The organism is Nitrospira sp. T9 (assembly GCF_052156535.1).
Taxonomy (GTDB): domain Bacteria; phylum Nitrospirota; class Nitrospiria; order Nitrospirales; family UBA8639; genus Nitrospira_E.
The window spans coordinates 1-17,808 of record NZ_JBQKUP010000017.1; the positions used below are offsets into that span (position 1 = coordinate 1).

Here is a 17,808-nt window from a genome sequence, read left to right on the forward strand (position 1 = left end):
GATGCAGAGGAGCTGCCGCGCGACAACCATCATGGCTCGGAACGAAGACCGTTCCCTCACGAAGCCGGATATATGACCGCAGACCCTTCTCTCATCAGAATAAATTCCTGCTTGCAAACAAGGGGGAGTCCATATATGACAGGCCGGTTTCAAGGATACGGCTGTCAGACATTGTTCAGTCAATGTTCAATGTCTGAATGATGATGTCTACGTTTTTACCCTAGAGGTACCCATTTTTCCGAAACCAGGACACCGCATCCTCAATCGCCCCTTGGGGAGCACTCCGCGGATAATCCAACTCTCGGTGAGCTTTTGAGCAATCGTAATGCTGCATATGCGCCATCACTTCGACAAAAAAGGCAGGCACATAGGGGGGCCGGTGTAAGAGAGAACGTGAAACCCACTCCCCGACTTTTGCTCCCCAACGCGCTAGAGCTAACGGAACCGGAAAGAAAGGAGGTGGCACTCCAACCTCCTGCGCAATAAGTTCATTCAAGTCCTTTTGTGTCGTATTCCAGTTACCCACGAGATAGCGTTCCCCGACACGACCACGCTCTGCCGCACGGATCATGGCCACGGCCACATCCCGCACATCAATGACATTCACCCGGCCTGGGACATATACCGGCATTCGCCCCTTCGCGACCATGAGAATATGGGTGCCGCTTGTCGGTTGCTGATCGTAAGGGCCGAAAAACTCCGTCGGGATCACCACCACTGCGGGAATACCCTGGTGAACCGATTGCAGAATCTTCTCTTCCATGGCGGCCTTGGCCATGAGATACGGGTTGTTCGTATATCGGGTTGAAAATTGGCAGGTTTCATTGGCTGGATGACCGTTCGTTTTGGGAAATCCCACCGTCGTGAGCGTACTGGCGAAAACGAACCGGTCCACCCTGGCCGCACGGACGGCCTCTAATACAAGTGCCGTTTCTTTCAGAGCCTGTCCTTTGGCCACCTCAACCGGAATCGTCACAGACGGATAATACCCGGCGGTGTGATAGACCACATCCCTGCCTTCACAGCCCAGACGCAAGGACTCTCCATCATTGAGATCACCCACCATACGCTCAACATTCAGCCCATCAATCGTAAAGGTGTTGCTGGTGGATCGATGCAACACACGAACCTGGTCCCCACGCTCAAGTAGCACCCGAATTAAATTCGCTCCAAGTTGCCCGGTTCCACCGATGACCAACGATTTCATCTGAAACCCCTGTCGAGTAATCGTGGAGAAAGTCCTCTTACAGGTAGAACGGAACACCCTCTATTCGTCTGTACAGTTGGGACCTGAACACATACGCATGGTTGCACGATTGGGGAAAAGAAAGGCACGAAAACAAATAGTGCTTACTGCCCAAAACCCTGAATGGCGTTCCACGCATCACTGCCTGGTAAACCAAAGGAGGCGGGAGAATCTGCCGATCGAACCAACGAGAGAGTCATAGGAATCATATTGGAAAAATCCTGGAAGGTCCCGGTTAAGGTTCTCCCATCATCGGACATCGTGGTGGCAGATTGGCCCATCGTTCCCAACACGGTCCGATAGAAAATGGACAATTGATTGCCTTGCAATTGTCCTTCTCCCTCCGCGGTCACCATGGTTCCCAACACACTGGTAGTCACCTCTCTCATGACCACTCGATCTCCAATTTGTTGCAGGACATAGGACACGGTCGGTTCATTGGGGTTTTTCCAGATGCCCGTCACATCAACCACGGCACCTTCCCGGAGGGTCGCGTTTAACTCCCGACGTTCGCCGGGAAGAAGTTCAACATTCTTAAACCAAGGCCGATAGCCTTTCTTTTTGACCGCCACCTCGTATTCATCGGGAGGTAATTGTCCCACGACGACTGATCCCTGTGTCGTGTTTCCGACAAGTTCATCGTCAACAAACACCTCCGCATCCTTGGGAACGGTGGTGACGACCAACGCAGCCAACCTCTTTTCAGCCGAATCACCGGTATCTGAGGCGCTCCCCGGTGAAATATTTTTGGGTTCAATCCTGACTTGACGGCTAAACCCAGGCCAATTGTCCACCGTGAATTGAGCAATTTGAGAAGGCTTGGCATTACCAAACTGCCGGATGATTTCTACAATGACACCGATGACTTTCCCCCGGTAGAGCAATGGTCCTCCAGAGTTCCCTTCTTCAACCGCACCCGAAAATTTAAGAATGGGGCCGTCAAATCCAGACAGAGTCCCACGGGTCACCGCCCAGGGATTGCCTCCAACCTGGGGAAACCCGATCACCCGCACTTCCTCGCCCCCATGCAATTGACTCTGGGTATCCCACTCTAAAATCTGCACGTCATCGGGGAGATCTCCGCCCACTTTCAACAGGGCCAACCCTCTGGGATCCCCGCCTTCTTTATTGATCACCTCAGCGACCAATGGTTCTTCCTGATGAGAAAAAAAAGTGACGGTGATCAACTGAGGGGCTTCGGCCTCTCCCTCAATCACATGTGAGGCGGTCACAATAAACACATGTTTTTTGCCTTGTCCGGCGACAAAGCCGGTTCCAACCTTTTGCCTGTTGGGGAATTGAGCCGTAATCTTGACCACACCCTTTTTCAGCATGTCGATATCCACATCGGCCCACACAGGTGGCATGCCCAGCAACCCAATAAGAAAGACGACCAGAAACCGGATGGATACCATCGGCAAGCCCTTTGCTTTGGGCATTAAAGTTAAAATTCGGAGTAATCTTGTCATAACGACCCTAAGAAGCCAAGATTACCAATGGTTCATCCTTGCATGAAAGCCATTTTCACCAAATTGGAATAAATTGAATATCCTTTATAAGACGTCGCAACTGGCCATACATGTTATCAAGCTCGTCTACCTTTACTACACTGTTCGAATAAGTTTTCCATTCATGTCCACCACTTGCCCTGGAATATTCAAGGATTTAGAGAGGACTTGAAGAAGGGAGGTCCACTCTTGAAGCGCCAAACTAAAATCCCATTCAACATAACTTTTGGATTCAAGCAAAACAAATGACAAGGGTTGCTTCCTCCCCCCTTTCTTTGAAATTTTCAACTGGACACCATAGCACCGAGGTCCTGGAACAACAAAAGGTCCCCCCCCCACACTTACCCGTTTTTGCAATATGATTTCTTCAATTTCATCATAAGGGAGGGCCCATGTTCTGAATAGAGCTGAGGAAGTCACTGTCCGATTCATCCAATTAAAGGTAACGGTATGGGGCAAATAATACAGTGTGCCGTGAAACCCCATCCACAGTAAAAGGCCCACGACTCCCCATAGGGCAAAAAAGCCTGTGGCATTTATATATTCTTCAAATGAAGGCGATAAACCTAGAGCACCCAGCCCGACACCCAGGAAAAATATAAATATGGTAAAAAGGATCATGATATCCCAAGGGCGGAAAAACACCACTTGATTTCCTGGTGCCCATGCACGAAGCTTGTAGGTCCCGAGCAACTCCACACAATCAAGGTCAGGCATATTATTCAGCACCCCATTTTTTTCATTTTCTGCTGCCATAATAAAAGATCCCCGCCGCAAGCGGACGGGGTATTCAACGGATCAATTGTATACAGTTCTCAATAGGTAATCCCGAAACAAACTAGGGCGATTCGAGTTCATTCAATCCCATCCAATGAAAACACACGGGCTAGGGGATCCTGAAAAACCAAATACTCTTCCCTACCTACAACCCGATCAACTTTCTGACGGGTTCAAACAATGAACTGTAACGGATTTGATCGAAAAGGGTGGGCCGAAGATCCTGTGGATTACCGGCTGTCCCCGTTTTGACATAGCCGGCCTTGCCCTTCAGATCCACCACCAATTTATGGCCAATCGGATCTATGCTGATTGAAGTGATCTCAAACTGGTCAAGGTGGTCCAAGGTCAGAAACGCATTGGTTCCCATCGGCACCGAAGGCATTCCTTGGGGACTCACATATTCCACCGTTCCTGCAAATCCCTCTGGCGGTTTGCGTTCACCGGTCCCGGGATCCTGCCAGGAAAAGTCTATGGATTGTATCGGCAAGACCGAACTGGAAATCGGTTTCTTGCCTGTGATGTCCTTTTCTTTCATCACCAGGACCAGCAACTCATCCTGCCCAAACAGTTCCATCGTTCCCGGCTTTTTCTCAAAAATAATGTGATAGGTCAGCTCCTGATCCTGGGGAAAAGGAATGGGAAGTTCCGGCGGCGAGTGTAATCCGATTTGAATGAATTGGACGGCATATATGCGGGACACCACCACCCGCTGCGGACCCTCCTTCTTTCGGATTGCCACAGTGACCGCATTATCATTGGAAACCTGCATCGTGACGAACGGTTCGTCGGTCAGCACAATCCCATCGAGTTGCCCCGCTACGGCCTCCTGATGATCCGTGGGTTCAATGGTGATTTCCGAGGCCATACCAGAGCTGCCCACATCAAATTGCACGGTTCGCCCATTGACGGGGATATCGAACCAGGCTTTCGGCGGATAACTATCCGACTCCATATCATAGTCAGCCGGATCCGCAACCAACAGCCGGTCTGGACTGGTAGCGAGTTTCCCGATATTTTCAACGGTCAGAGTCTCAAAGGTCACCGTATCCGTCAGTCGTTTATCATCCACGCCCGGCGCCACGCGAAATTCTATCCGGGTGGTTTCCACATGCACCGAAATATCCGGATCGATTCGCACAAAGGAACTGCCGATCAGCAGGATGGCAAGAACCCCTCCCACCCCGGCCTTGACCCCCACAAGAGCGACCAATTTTCCGAGCAGAGAAGGTTTGGTCGAGGAGGCCTCAGGGAGCTCCATAGGCTTCCCCTCTAATTTGGCACGGATGACAGAAAGGAGAATGTCAAATTCCTTGGATCCGGCCGTGCCTTCCCACCCAAGAAAGCACAAGGCCTGAATACCGGTAAATGCCAATGGGATGGCATTGGCCTCCAACATGACCGGTACGACCTTTTCAGTATTCAGAGCTTCCCGAGCCTCCGCCCGCACCCACCGGGAATCTTTAGCATGAGCGGTCCATAACACGACGACGCATTTCGCCGAGGCCAACGCGTCTTCAATCGTTTTATCCCACTCGCTTCCCACTTGAATCCGGCGGTCCCACCAAACCGATACCCCGGATTGCTCCAAGGATACAGCCAATTGTTGGGCCACAGGTCGATCCTCGCTGGCGTAACTGATGAACACGTCCTTCATGGCTGAAGGGGAACCTCCCTTTACGGGTTCACAATTGGCTGATGGTAGAAATGAATCTCTTTGGAAATGGGTTGATTGGAGGAAAGAGAAAACCCGCTGATGTCGAGTTTGTAGGAACCTGACTCTGCTTCTTTGGCGTCCCAATGAATCGTAAAGGGAAGACCGGCACGTTTTCTCCGGAAGAGTTGCCTCTCAACTTCCGTGCCGGAAGCCTTATGTGTAATGGAGGCCAGAAGTCTCGCATCTTCTCCGGTTTTTAAGGTAAAGAAATAGCCTTCAATTTTATCAGGCGCATCCTTGTGATACAGAACCGCAGGGGCCACTCGCTCTATACTGGAAGTCGACTCGGCATCCAGGCGAACCAGTGCCCCCAATTCATAGAGATCGAGTTTGGGAGTCAGGCGTTGCAAAACAGGATCGGTCGGCCAGGCAAAGACATTCTGAAACCCATTTTCCCATACATGTGTGGGTTCCACCTTATCCAACCAATAGTAGGTGCGATAATCCAGTTCGCGAACTGTCAGATACACCGCATGCTGGTCATCCAAATAGAACTGAAGCTTCACCGCATTGGGAAAATTTTCAGAGGAGACCAGTTCCCGGTAATCGGCCAAAGCTGAAATCAATTCGATATTCAATCCCGAGACCGGTTTCGGTTTGACGCCTTCCTTCCAACTGCCTAGGTGATCCTGACTCCGGGATTGATATTGAATATCCAGCTGGGCCAAAAGCAGTGAGGGAACCGCTGTCAGAAAAGTGAGAATCAGGAACAGACTCCCATACAATCGTTTCATCACGACGTCCCGCTTTCCTTTCTGGTTGGGTGCAAGCTCATGATCTGAAGGGGTTCGATTGAAAAAAATCGAATCAAGAAGGGAGCAGTCTACCGCGGACGAAAAAATGAATCCAGGGGAACATTTGAATCAGAGGAAGGAAAGCAATGAGATCAGAAAGCCTATAGTGTTATGCCTACACTACCTCGGCTGGATTAGATGCTTCGCTTTAGCTCAGCATGACAATTCAAACCGGATCTGTGTTCACCTATCAATGACAGAATACCTACTCTTTCGAAGCTACAGGAAACCAAAAATGATAGAAGGTTTCCCGCTCCGTATGCATAAAGCACCCATAACACCGGGAATGCATCCCTGATTGATGACGAGAAGAGACGTTGATGGACCCAAAAAAGATCAAGTTTCGTCTAAGACGACATTGATGTGTTGTCGGAGTCCGTTGTCTTCTACTTCGATTCCAGGCCTTCCCGCAATTTCTTCAGACTTTGGGCAAGTGCCGAGGGAGCTTTGGAAAAATTGTTTGTGCTCAGCATGGCTTCAAAAAATCTGATATTCTCGACCACAGAATCCATGTGTTTGGCCGAACCTTCCCGGCGCTTGGCCTCCTGATAACCTTTGAGAATGTCATTATGGTCATTGACGGTGAGCCGCTGGACATATAAAGCATTCAGCAACCGGCATTCCGGTTTCAGGCCCCACTCCCAAAATGATCGCCCTGTGTGCCGCAATTCTTCCGCCTCTCTTTCTAATTCCGACAACGTTTCATTTACCCAATCAGTCTGTTTGGTCTTTCCTTTTGGAACAGTCCGGGATTTCTGAGTTCCCCAGGACAGCACGATCTTGGCTGCCAATTGATTGACCAATGGATAAAACACATCATGTCGTTCAGCCTCTCTTCCGAGTTCATACCCTTTTCCATAATACTCTTCCATTTGTTGTAGGGCTTTCTTTCTCTGAACTCTTCCTTTATAAAGGACAGCTCTCCCCTTGAAGACTTTTCCTTTTAGCGCATATCGCTCCTGAGTCGGTTGAATCTTGATGAGACAATTCAGAATATTCTCCGCGTCATCAATGAGATCTTTGATGGGAATCTCCTGCTTACCCGCCTTGTCATCCGTCTTTGCCTTTGCGGGTGGCAACATTTCGAGAGATTGCTTAAGGGCCCATCGCACCTTCAGGTTGGCCAATTGTTCCAGGGATTCCACCGTCGCATCGGCGGGTTCCAAAGTTCTTCCCCGATCATAGAACTGGACAGCCTGGTCAAAGAGACCCAATTCTCCATACGCCTTCCCGAAGGCCGCACACATAGCCGAAGAATCCATCCATCCCTGTCCTGCTCCAATCTGTAAATCGTCCAATTGTTGTCGAATCCGGCTTTCATCTTTCGGTTCCGCCGTCTGGGCTGTTTGCACCAGATTGTACAATTCCACCCGCAATTCAACCGGAGCCACCATGTGGCCGTCACCGGCTCCAGGCCTGGAACCATCCTTCAATGAAAAATCCGGATCTCCATAACATTGATAGGCGCCCCAGGTATTCGATCCACCATATTGAAGATAAATTTCCTGTCGAGCCAACCGCACCGCATCGCCAAAGAAACGGTTCTGAAACATTTCTTCATAAAATTTTCTGGCGAAGACTTTCGCGGCCGTATCGTCCACGGCCCAACCGGCCGCAATAACCGCCCGCACACCCATCTGGATCAATTGGGTGCCCAGGTTGGAAGCCAAACGATGAAAGGGAATTTCTGGTGATGGACCGCTGCCATTAGTGCGCCCCAGATGACAACAATTTAAAAAGACCAATTCGGGCACATAGCGCATTTGTTGAATTTCCGCCGGGGTTAAAAACAACCCATCCCCTAACACCATACCTTTAACCGTTTTGGGTTTTACGCAAGGATCATTTTTTGAGGTTGGCTGGAGATTCGGAGCAACAGGCCGATCGTCCTCCTCTTCCAATGGGAACTGATAGACCCCATGTGCGGCACAATGCAGGATCCGATACGGTTGTTTGTACAGGGCGGTCAAAATGTGCTCCGGGTCGGCGTCACTCTCCACGAGTTCCACCACATCCCGATACCCGTAGTGGCGAATGAGCTTGGCCACCTCCCGCGCCTCCGCCGCCGCCCCGGGCAATGGGGCAAATTTTCCGGAGGGTTCTCCACTGGTGGGATCGCCAATCACCAGGGCATTCCGTTCTGTCCCATGGAGGACATTCTCACGGAAATCCCGGACAGCCAGTTGCCGGATCATCCCCGCTTCCACCGAAAGGGGACGGGCTTGCGGATCATAGCGATTGTTTAACAGCTCCCACGGGAATTCCGCCGACTCCTCGTCCAGCACCAATACGATATCCCGTCGGTCCGGGGCATATTCCTTTAACCGGTTAGGAATAAGGAGTTCAAATAACGTGTTGGATAATTCAAAGTCGGTTTGCGTAGAAGAACTCGCCCGTTTCAAAAACCGTTCTATGAGTTTCCGTTGGGCCGGTTGCAGATACGTTTCCATCCGCGCCCGATTGGTCAGAGATTCAAACTTCAATGAGCCATCCGGTTGCGTGACAATCCGCAGCCGCTGCCACCATGCTGCATCCTCCACAAAAAAGGCCCTCTGCCGCGATGCCGCCCCCTCGACCAACAGTTCCTCGATATGCAGATGTTTTTGAAAATCCCCTGACCGCGCTAGTTCCCGCAAAGCTTTCGTGGCTTGGATTGCCCGGTCTTGAAACAACTCAAGTACCTCCACGGAATCGATCGAGACGGTTTGTGCCGCGCCATCTTCCATGTGCTCTTCGAATAAGGCATCCGCCGGGGATTCGCCGTCCTCTGATTTCCTGGTTTCTTTCAACTGCCGCAAACGCCGATTGGCCTGCAGTACCCCATTGAGGAGTGCTTGCAAGGAATCATTCAGGGAAAACCCGCCTGCGCCCGTCCCTATTAACAGGGTCGTCAAAGGGATTTTCAGCTCAAAGTCATCCGAAACCACTTCGGAGAGTCTCAAGCAGCGTTTACGGTGAGCCTCCAAACACTCCAGGGCATAATTGACTATGGCATTCGACATCGAAGTCGTTAATCCGCCAGGGGTCAGTTCTCCCACCATCCCCAACCCCACAACAATGGCGCCTGGATGGATTGACCCCTGTTGATCTTCTTGATCATTCAGCACCACCGCGGAGGTATTGAGTGTATTGGGATAGAGTCCCAAGCGTTGCCGTTCGCGCAACCGGCCATTGAGTTGACGGTCAAGATACGCCTCGGCACTGACAATGGTATCTCCTGCATAATGTCCCACCGCCACCGGCGAAGACGCCCGGGACAGATTGTCATTAATGATCTTGACCCTGACTTTCCGGGGAGGCAGCTTCGTTTTTCGAACGCGACTCGATCCCAAGGCGGAGGCGATAAGATCCTCTTCATTGGGAAACATCTCCACCATTCCTTCCGCAATGGCGGAAGGAGCCACTATTACTCCACGACGGGCAGGAGGCGTTTGGGATAATTTAGTGGTTACTCCGCTATTCAGTAGAGCAACCAATCCTTCAAACGCTTCCGGGAAATTGGCGAGATCCCCATGTTCACAATCCACATAATAGGTCCTGTTTTTGAGTGCTGCGGGAATGCCGGTTTCCCAGGGGACACGCCCATCTCCTGCCGAGGTAGCCAAAACCTGAATACGACGGTCGGGCTTTGCCGAGAGATCAATCGAGACATCGCAAGGGGTGGCCGCCGCGCATCCCGCCACATAGATCATGCGTTGAGGATCGATAGGACTGTCCCGGATAAGTGTGGTGATCTTGGATGCGTTCGTCAGTTGGGCCGTGTCGGGCAACGGCCAAAAAATCCCCGCCGACTCGGATGTGGCAATTTTGCCCTTCCCCATTCCTCGGTCCTCCGGGCGATCATGCTCCTGAAGGGTTTCCCATACTTCGGTCCTGAACACATCGAGTGTGCCGGTGTGCGGCAACAACTGCAACACGCCATCGAAGCGGGAAATGATTCCGAGTAAAGTCGTTTGGGAATTGGTGAGATCCAACAGATCCAATTTTCGCACCAATGGATCACGCCCCATCAGCATGGCGGTAATGGCATGTGATCCCCCATTAGGTGTGCCCAGCATGATAAAACGGGCACCGGGATGCTCACACATCCGGTCCCACACGTTTTTCCCTTCCGGTGTGGCAAGCATCACGCGTACCACGAGTCCCCCCATGGAATGAGCCACAATTCTGACCGGTTGCTTCCCCTCCAGTTTCTCCAACGTTTCTTCCAGAGATTTGCGAAGAAGTTGCGCCGTCTCCAGGAGAGACTTCCGCCAATCGTAGGCAAAGGGTTTCACCTCATGGGAATGGGCCAAAAACCGGACCAGGTCCTTGTACCCCGACGCGATCGGCTTACCGACCACCACATTCTCCGCCGTAAGCTTCAGCTTCTTCAGACCTCCCATAGCCAGATCCCACATATCCACCCAGACCCGGTCCTTCCCGACATTGAGTTCACTGCCCATGATGCCCGGCAAGACGTACACGACCGGCTGCGACAGACCGGGGGCACGTTTCCGATAGTCCTCTTCGGTGATTTCAGAAGGCCGGCCCTCCAGGCGATGGTACAAGGAATGCGGCTCTGCCTGGATGAGGGCCTGAAGGAGTCGACTGGCGGTATCGGGATTTCGAAAATAATGGAAATGATCGACGTTCTTCCCCGTATCAATCCAATACTGAATCTCCCGAGTGCGCTCCGTCCCCCCCAACATGGCCGGCGTATTGACCACCAAATCATGATCTTCCCGATAGAATAAATCCGTGACGAATGTTTTGAGTCGGCCGACAATCCCCTCGCCTTCCAGATCTCCCCCCAACACGTGCAAATCGGCCCTCGTCCGCACTCCAGGCCGATTGAGGATGCGAATCAACGGTGACCCGGGCATCTGCGCTTCCAACCCGGGCAACTCTTCCGGTTTCGTCCGGTTTTTCACCACGGCGAGGAGAAACGCAGAAAGCCCCTCCACCACCGGATTGGCCTTGAGGCCGGGAATCGCTTGCACCACATTCAAGAGAATCGACAGGTACCGATCCAACCGGCCACTCGCCAAGGTGGTACCTCGGGCCGGACACCCCACCCGCACAAACCGTTCAATCACCAATTCCTTTTGTTGCAACAGGTTGCCGAGTTGCTCCAATTCCTTACGATCGTCGTCACGATCGGCTTGCACAAATATCCCGAGATCCTCCTGATCAAATGGAAATCGACCCTCCACCATGCTGCGGCAGAGTAATTCGCCGACAAGCCCGCCACGGGAATGGGAGACCAAATGCAAGCGGGCTCCCTTGGGAAACTGGCGAACCAGTTCCACCGCATTTTGAATAGGACTTTGCGAAAGCGTGCGATGCTGGAAGGCAAGCACGCGATCTGGATACTGCGCGAGCAGTTGCAACATGCGTGCATTGGCACCGTCTTCCCATAACCCTCCGAAACTTCCCTCGGAGGAGGAAGCGGTCCCATGGAGAAAGACCAGCCAGGGTTTGTTCGACTTTCCCGTTTCCAGTGGCTTAATTCGTGAATAGTCAGAAGGCGCTTTCCCCTTCCAACGATAGAGGCCCGGGCCGGGCTGTAAGACACCCTCCACTTTGTCCTTAATAAAATCCGTGGTCGCACCCACGGGATCCAGACCAAACACTTTGAGCCCTTTAATTATCCAATCGCCCACCACCCCACGGCTCGCGGACCCCAATGGCAGAACCAGGGGAAGTTCTATCTCCTCCCCCGCAGCCCCACGAGTGGGCGTCAATCCAAAATCCTGCTGCAGGTCATCGGCCCGTACCCACAATTTCACGCCCTGGTTCAATTCCAACTGAACCAGATCGTCGGGATTCAGATCGTCAAGTGCCAACGGCGTGCGCCCCGCACGGGCACGTTCGACCTTCGCACTATGCTTGAGCGTAATCAGGCTCTTCAGATTGGAAGGGAAATCGGGAGGAGTCGATTTCGAATCAAGTGCCTGACGTTGTCCATGAATCATGAGACGTTTCATTGTCTATTCTCCACATGATGTTGGCACAACCACCAATACCTACCGGGACAAGCAGTGAGTGACCTGTGCGAGTGATGACTGACGTTCCATTCTTTTTCTCTATCGATAGAAGATTGCGAGGGTATTACAGCAAATTCGTCGAAAAATTCCTACCCTAGACTCCGTCACTAGAGTAAAACGCGGACAGACCATTGAGGAATCATGGACATGACAAGTCTTGAAAGAAGCATTGAGGTGGCAGAGGCTGAAAAAGGGAGGGTTTAATTTCGGCGAATGTCCGACGAGGCCCTTACCCGAGCAAACCATTATGCAAACCTTAATTGAGAAAAAAGCAGGTTTATGATCCGACAATACAAAGGGGAAACATAGAACAGGAATTCCGACTTCCCGCCGGTCAGAATGACCAGCAGCATTCTAGAAAACCCTTAGGGCGATGCCGGCCTTTTCTTTCTCTGACCTCCTTCGCCCATTCTCAGCAAAAAACAGCCTATCCCCTGCAGCCAAAGTGTGATACTAAGGGAAACGGAGGATCTGTGCCCAAACCACTTATCCCCCGCTAGGCGAAATGCTTCGCCGCCAGCTCAGCATGACATTAGGGAAAAAGTAATAAGGAAAAAAGAATCAAGGCAAAGGGGATTGCAAATATGGATGACGGGGTAAACTAATCTTTTTAGAAATACTTGGCGGGAGAAGCATCCTGGATCCACTACTGTGGATTCACTTGAGCCAGGTGTTCCTGCTCCCAACCGCCGCCTACGGCTTTGAACAGATCCACCATAGCCGTGAGACGTGCGCGTTCGGTTTGGACCACGCCCAATTCCGCATCCAGGACGATGCGCTGAGCATCGATGACGTCGATATAGCTGACCAATCCCTTGCGATAGCGGATGTCCGCGAGCTCCAGCGATTCCCGGGCGGCTGCCACATGTTGGTGTTGACTGACCAGTTGCTCTTTGCGCGTTTGGAGGGCAACCAGCACATCAGCCACTTCCCTAAACGCATTCAGAATGGTTTGATGGTAGTCTTCCAACATTTGCTGATACCGGTTTTCCGCCACCTCCAATCTGGCCAAATTGGTATAGCCTTCAAAGATGGGAACGGTAATCGAGGGACCGATGGCCATGTTGCGGCTGCCCCATTTGAACCATTGATCGAATTCGCTGGTGAGAAACCCTCCGTTTCCCGTGATGGCCACGCTGGGGAAAAAGTAGGCGCGGGCTTCTCCAATTCGAGCATTGGCGGCTTTTAAGGTTTCTTCCTTTTCCAAAATATCCGGGCGCCGTTGCAACAGATCTGAAGGCAGCCCAACAGGGATCGTGGGTTGCGCCATCACGGACCGAAGGGGTTTGGAGGACAACACCAGCGTACCGGGATTGGCTCCCGTCAACACTTCGAGTTGATGCAGTTGCACAGCCCGTTGACGCCGAAACTCGGGAATTTGCGAGGCCGTTTGAGCCACAAGGGTTTCCTCTCGTTTCACATCCAGGTCGGATACCAGACCGGCCTGTGCACGGCTCCGGATGATCGACAGTGAGTCTTGTTGAAGGGCCAAGTTCCGTTCCGCAATTTCCACTTGTTCGTCGAGTTCACGAAGCCGGAAATAGGAATCTCCCACCTCACCGACCAGGCTCAACAACAGACCGCGGCGATTCATTTCGCTCCCCAGCGCTTCTGCGGTAAAGGCCTCCTTTCCGCGTCGAATGCGACCCCATAAATCCAGTTCCCATCGAAGATCGATGTCCGCACGCCAAATATCAAAATTGGCTCCCGGCGGCGCAAACCCTTCAGGCGCCCCTCCTGTGGGACCGACCAAAATGCTTTCCGATCGACGGATTCGGCTATACGATCCATTCAAGGACACATTGGGATAGAGCCCCGCTCCTGACCCATAGGCAATCGCGTGCGCCTCCAGCACCCGAAACGCAGCTTGTCGGAGATCATGGTTACGGTCCAAGGCCTGTTCAATCAATCCATTCAATTCATCGTTGCCAAACATTCGCCACCACCCGGCCTCCGGCACCTGTCCTACCGTAATAGGAAGCTGAGCGGATGAGCCTTCCAGGGTCATCCTGTTCCAGTCTTCCGGGACATTGAGGTCCGGCTGCTGATAGTCCGGCCCCATCAGACATCCCGGCAGACAAAGGATCATAAGCAGCATGGGTATGTGTTTCGTTGCGATCATACGTTTCTCCTTACGGAGTCTCCCCTGTCTCCGACAACGGACGGGAGGAATCAGATGGCCGGGTTCCGTTCTTCGATCGGTTAGGGTCCTGACTCGAAACCCGTTCAACAGGGCGCTCGATATAGACATCGACTTGTTGGCCGACATAGACCGGGAATGGAGGCCGTTCAAATCGATAAATCACCTGGAGCACTCTGGTGTCGACCCGCTCTCGATTGTCTCCAGTGAGGGAACGTTTGGGCACAATGTAGGGTTCAATGCGATCGAAGGTAAGAGGAATAGCCTGATCCGTATATCCTTTAAGGTAGGCCACCGCCGGACTTCCCGGCACCACCAGCGGCGCATTGACCTCATCGATATCGGCCCGTACCTGTAAGGTTTCCGTATCCCCTAATATGATGAGCGGCTCGATGGCATTCACCGTGGCATATTCCCCGGCTCGAATATTGACCTGAAGAATCGTCGCCGCACGCGGTGCTCGAACCGTGAGACGGTTTAATAACGCTTGCACTTCATCCCGTTCTGTTCTGGCCAAATGGAAATCAGCCCTTGCCCGAACCAACGCACGCTTGGCACCTTCCGCCTCATGCCATTTTCTCTTCACATCATCCTCACTGACCGCCCGACGATCCGTGACCGACTGAAGCCGCTTTAATTGGTCCTGGACATCCCGAAGCCGGATCTCCTGCTCGGCAATCCGCGCCGCGGCAGACGGGAGCGAATCGGTTTTGGTTTGCAGTTGTGCCCGCAACTCCCGATCATCCAACTGAAACAACGGATTCCCCTGCTCAACATGATCCGCCACCGTGACATACACCTTCGTCACCAGACCGGAGACCGGTGGCGCGATCCTGACATTTTCGTTCACAGCCTCAATAATGCCTGCTGCGGCCACCGTGACCGGATACGGATTCTGAGGAGGAGCTTCCATCGGTGGAGGCGGAGCCACTTTCTTATTTGCGCCCCACAACGTCGCAATCGTCAAAATGATGCCCCCCAACGCAATCCAAAAACTCAAACGCCGCAGTACCATCTAAACGGGTGTCTCCTGTCCTTCTTGGATCTGATCCACTCGTCCATCTTCCATATGGACAATGCGATCGCCAAATTCAAAAATCCGGGTATCGTGCGTCACAATAATCACCCCCCGATCATGCTGCTTTCCGATATCATGCAATTGCTGCACAATGCGGTGTCCCGTTTCTCCATCCAGGTTCGCCGTCGGCTCGTCACACAGCAGTAACTGGGGATCACTCACCAGGGCCCGGGCAATCGCCACCCGCTGTTGCTCGCCTCCCGACAGTCTGGTTGGCAATGCCGCCAAGCGCTCTCCCATGCCCATGCTCCCAAGAATCTTCTCCGCTTGAGCCAGGGCCTCGTGTTTGGCTACCCCGCGTATCAATAACGGCACGGCGGCATTCTCGACCGCGGTGAGAGTGGGCAGGAGATGATATTGCTGAAAAATAAATCCCAGATGATCTCGACGAAATTTCGTTTTTTCCGACGCGGACAATTCCAGGATGGATTCGCCCAAAATTTTCACCTCGCCCTCATCGCTTTCTAAAATGCCGGCAATCACCGACAAGAGAGTCGTTTTCCCGCTACCCGAAGGCCCCACCAGCAACAAAACTTCCCCGTGGGCGACATGTAAATCAACTCCCTTCAAGACAGGAATCCTGGTCTCTCCTTCCCCAAACGATTTCACCACTCCCCTGGCCTGCACCAGCCAGTGAGCCGAATCATGGTTGGGCGGAGATGGATTCCCACTCACGGCGCTACCCCCGAAACACAATTGCCGGTTCAAGTTTGGCCAACTTTCGAATGCTAATTACACTCGAGACACTACAGATCAATAAGAGCGCCACGGCCACTCCGACGAGAAGAGGCCATGTTTCTTTAAAGGGCAGCCGGTCTCCACCTGCAGCGGTCAATCCAAACAGGGTGGCCAATCCCACACCGACTCCATACCCAATGGATCCGACGGTAAAACTTTGCAGGAGGATCATACGCGCCAGCATCCCCGTACTGGCTCCAATCGCTTTCAGCGCGCCAAACTGCGGCAGGTTCTCAACCGTAAACAGGTAAAAGGTTTGTCCGGAAATCGCCATCCCCACAATAAATCCTAATAACACGGTGGTACCAAAATTCACGCCAATACCGGTGTTTTGGAGAATCCATCGAATCGTTTTCCATCCAAACTGGTCAGCGGTAAATGCACCCAATCCGGTTTGTTTATGAATCCGCCTGGCTAATTCTTCCGGGCTGATCCCACTCACCGGACTGGCAAGGACATACGACAATTTCCGCCGTTCTTCGGGTGTCACACTCAAGGCTCGTTCGTAGGTGGTGTAGACGAAGGGAAAATTTTGAAAACTTTTTTGTGTCTTCACGATCGCCACGACCCTGACACGGTGATCATTGATTTCAAACGTGGTGCCGAGATGAATGTTTTCGGGCCCACCTAACCGTTCCACTCCTAATTGATCGATCGCGACCGCGTCAGGAGACCGCAGCTCTTCAATGTTGCCTTCCAACACCCTAGCGGGCCGACCGATTAACGTACTGGATTCAATCCCGACTAACGCAATTTGCTCATAATTCCCATCCCGCAACCTCGCCCGCTGGACGCCCTTATAGAGGGGAACCGCCCACTCGACACCGGAAACACTTCGAACCACGTTCACCGTGGTATCGGCCAGCGGTTTAATCTCTTCGACTTGATTGATATTGGAATCGGTGACCCATACAGGGGCATTCACATTGGTGATGCCCGATTGCGACCAGGTCATCAACCCCCAGAAAATGGATCCCTGCTGAACGATGAGCATCGTGGAAAACGTGAGCCCCGCCAGCAACATGAGGTATTTGGGGCGATCGCCAAACAACATTTTCAGTGCAACATAATTCATACCTTCCGTGCCGTCCGCGTCCGAGGTTTGCTTGGCTGACCTGACCTGCGTACCGCTCCCTTCGGTGAAGGGAGTTTGAGTCCGTTCATCATGAGGTTCACAAAAGTCCGCGAAATGTCTTCGGCAGTCTGAGGAAGTTGGGCCTGAAATAAGACCGTCAACAACCGATGATAAATCAGCATGCCCATAAAGGCGCGTGCAGCGATGAGGGGCTGAACGGGCTGAAAGGCCCCATCATCTATGCGCTGTTGAATGTAGCCGGCCAAAAAATCGTAAAACACCCGGATGTGATTGTGGAAAAACATATCCGACATCTCATGGTTTTCCAGTGCGCTAAACAAAATCAGCCTCATCAAATCGGAATCCGGAGCCCCTCCGACCACCGTCCGGGCAATCACGGAAAACACCTCAACATCTTTTTGTTGCTCAGCGAGACTTTTTACTTTGGAGAGTAATCCCGGCACGGGCGATTCCTCTGCAAGAATGGCCGCATACAAATCCTCTTTACTGGGAAAATGTTTAAAAATAAGGGCTTCGCTGACTCCTGCCCTCTGGGCAATCTCCCGGGTCTTGGTCCCGCTAAACCCTTTTTTGGCAAATAAGGAGGCCGCCGATTGAATGATTTTGGCCTTCCGCACCGGACCGCTTATTCGTTTCGGTGATAATGGCATCGTCTACCTTCCAGCATAGTGAGTATTCACTTACC

The 17,808-nt window shown here is 52.3% G+C and carries 11 protein-coding genes; all 11 read right to left on the bottom strand.

The features are described from left to right. Nucleotides 1-220 precede the first annotated feature (220 nt). The 11 genes from ACTRXD_RS00845 to ACTRXD_RS00895 all read right to left on the bottom strand — a co-directional run bounded on the left by ACTRXD_RS00845 (nucleotide 221) and on the right by ACTRXD_RS00895 (nucleotide 17,773). Nucleotides 221-1,207 carry an NAD-dependent epimerase/dehydratase family protein gene (locus ACTRXD_RS00845; RefSeq protein ID WP_442429995.1) on the bottom strand — a complete coding sequence of 329 codons (987 nt, stop codon included), beginning with the start codon at nucleotides 1,205-1,207 and terminating at the stop codon, nucleotides 221-223. Nucleotides 1,208-1,350: 143 nt separating this feature from the next. After that, a complete protein-coding gene (locus tag ACTRXD_RS00850) occupies nucleotides 1,351-2,715 on the bottom strand; it encodes a trypsin-like peptidase domain-containing protein (protein ID WP_442429996.1) in 1,365 nt (454 codons plus the stop codon). A gap of 135 nt (nucleotides 2,716-2,850) precedes the next feature. After that, nucleotides 2,851-3,510, bottom strand: coding sequence for a hypothetical protein (locus tag ACTRXD_RS00855; protein WP_442429997.1), 660 nt, complete (start codon nucleotides 3,508-3,510; stop codon nucleotides 2,851-2,853). Between the two features lie 166 nt (nucleotides 3,511-3,676). After that, nucleotides 3,677-5,188, bottom strand: coding sequence for a TIR domain-containing protein (locus ACTRXD_RS00860; protein ID WP_442429998.1), 1,512 nt, complete (start codon nucleotides 5,186-5,188; stop codon nucleotides 3,677-3,679). A 20-nt stretch (nucleotides 5,189-5,208) separates the two neighbouring features. Then, the gene (locus tag ACTRXD_RS00865; RefSeq protein WP_442429999.1) at nucleotides 5,209-5,982 is read right to left on the bottom strand and encodes a hypothetical protein; all 774 of its coding nucleotides are present in this window, start codon (nucleotides 5,980-5,982) and stop codon (nucleotides 5,209-5,211) included. Between the two features lie 446 nt (nucleotides 5,983-6,428). Continuing rightward, entirely contained in the window at nucleotides 6,429-12,011 is a 5,583-nt protein-coding gene (locus tag ACTRXD_RS00870) for a DUF7379 domain-containing protein (protein ID WP_442430000.1), read from the bottom strand. 706 nt (nucleotides 12,012-12,717) lie between these two features. After that, nucleotides 12,718-14,193: an efflux transporter outer membrane subunit gene (locus ACTRXD_RS00875; RefSeq protein WP_442430001.1), complete on the bottom strand. Its 1,476-nt coding sequence runs from the start codon at nucleotides 14,191-14,193 to the stop codon at nucleotides 12,718-12,720. A 10-nt stretch (nucleotides 14,194-14,203) separates the two neighbouring features. Further along, nucleotides 14,204-15,226 (bottom strand): efflux RND transporter periplasmic adaptor subunit, encoded by a 1,023-nt coding sequence (locus ACTRXD_RS00880; protein ID WP_442430002.1) that lies wholly within the window; start codon nucleotides 15,224-15,226, stop codon nucleotides 14,204-14,206. Then, nucleotides 15,227-15,964: an ABC transporter ATP-binding protein gene (locus tag ACTRXD_RS00885; protein WP_442430003.1), complete on the bottom strand. Its 738-nt coding sequence runs from the start codon at nucleotides 15,962-15,964 to the stop codon at nucleotides 15,227-15,229. Between the two features lie 4 nt (nucleotides 15,965-15,968). Continuing rightward, nucleotides 15,969-17,102, bottom strand: a complete 1,134-nt coding sequence (locus ACTRXD_RS00890) for an ABC transporter permease (protein ID WP_442430004.1) — start codon at nucleotides 17,100-17,102, stop codon at nucleotides 15,969-15,971. Beyond that, nucleotides 17,099-17,773 (bottom strand): TetR/AcrR family transcriptional regulator, encoded by a 675-nt coding sequence (locus tag ACTRXD_RS00895; RefSeq protein ID WP_442430005.1) that lies wholly within the window; start codon nucleotides 17,771-17,773, stop codon nucleotides 17,099-17,101. Before ACTRXD_RS00895 ends, ACTRXD_RS00890 begins: the two co-directional genes overlap by 4 nt. Nucleotides 17,774-17,808: the final 35 nt, after the last annotated feature.

Bases quoted from the DNA above. Each gene is read 5' to 3' on its own strand.
- ACTRXD_RS00845 (WP_442429995.1), bottom strand. From the start codon at position 1,207: ATGAAATCGTTGGTCATCGGTGGAACCGGGCAACTTGGAGCGAATTTA.
- ACTRXD_RS00850 (WP_442429996.1), bottom strand. From the start codon at position 2,715: ATGACAAGATTACTCCGAATTTTAACTTTAATGCCCAAAGCAAAGGGC.
- ACTRXD_RS00855 (WP_442429997.1), bottom strand. From the start codon at position 3,510: ATGGCAGCAGAAAATGAAAAAAATGGGGTGCTGAATAATATGCCTGAC.
- ACTRXD_RS00860 (WP_442429998.1), bottom strand. From the start codon at position 5,188: ATGAAGGACGTGTTCATCAGTTACGCCAGCGAGGATCGACCTGTGGCC.
- ACTRXD_RS00865 (WP_442429999.1), bottom strand. From the start codon at position 5,982: ATGAAACGATTGTATGGGAGTCTGTTCCTGATTCTCACTTTTCTGACA.
- ACTRXD_RS00870 (WP_442430000.1), bottom strand. From the start codon at position 12,011: ATGAAACGTCTCATGATTCATGGACAACGTCAGGCACTTGATTCGAAA.
- ACTRXD_RS00875 (WP_442430001.1), bottom strand. From the start codon at position 14,193: ATGATCGCAACGAAACACATACCCATGCTGCTTATGATCCTTTGTCTG.
- ACTRXD_RS00880 (WP_442430002.1), bottom strand. From the start codon at position 15,226: ATGGTACTGCGGCGTTTGAGTTTTTGGATTGCGTTGGGGGGCATCATT.
- ACTRXD_RS00890 (WP_442430004.1), bottom strand. From the start codon at position 17,102: ATGAATTATGTTGCACTGAAAATGTTGTTTGGCGATCGCCCCAAATAC.
- ACTRXD_RS00895 (WP_442430005.1), bottom strand. From the start codon at position 17,773: ATGCCATTATCACCGAAACGAATAAGCGGTCCGGTGCGGAAGGCCAAA.